Source organism: Micromonospora fiedleri, from assembly GCF_016774385.1.
Classification (GTDB): Bacteria; Actinomycetota; Actinomycetes; order Mycobacteriales; family Micromonosporaceae; genus Micromonospora; species Micromonospora gifhornensis.
Genome location: NZ_JAETXL010000068.1, coordinates 1 through 461, shown reverse-complemented (window position 1 = coordinate 461; position 461 = coordinate 1). Strand labels below are relative to the sequence as shown.

Genomic DNA, 461 nt, shown 5'->3' with positions numbered 1-461 from the left:
TGATAGGGTTACGGCGGTTATGGCGGAAGGGAAACGCCCGGTTACATTCCGAACCCGGAAGCTAAGCCTTCCAGCGCCGATGGTACTGCACTCGGGAGGGTGTGGGAGAGTAGGACACCGCCGGACATTCTTCGTTTTGAGGGCCACCCCTGACTGGGGTGGCCCTCAAACGTATATCCACCCAGGACACTTCGTGCTTTGAGGTGGGGGTGGGGGCGGGCTCTGCCGGGATTCGCAGGCACGCCACCCCGGGGCGTCGTCACGCGCGCTGGGCGCTGGGCGTGCTCTGCTTCAATCCACGCACTGGTTTTGGCTGCTGGTTGTTGCGTGGGTTGAAGCAGAGCAAAGGGGTTCAGGCAGACATGCCCGGCTCGCCGGCTGGTGGCATTGTGTGGTGTCCTGACATGGCCCACGGCACGCCGTTAGGGGCGGTGGGTCGGCGCGAGGGTCATGCGGGCGAG

The 461-nt window shown here is 64.6% G+C and carries 1 rRNA gene; it reads left to right on the top strand.

The window, feature by feature from the left end:
- Nucleotides 1–9: 9 nt before the first annotated feature.
- Nucleotides 10–126 (top strand): 5S ribosomal RNA (gene rrf, locus JMF97_RS30665).
- The last annotated feature ends 335 nt before the right edge of the window (nucleotides 127–461 follow it).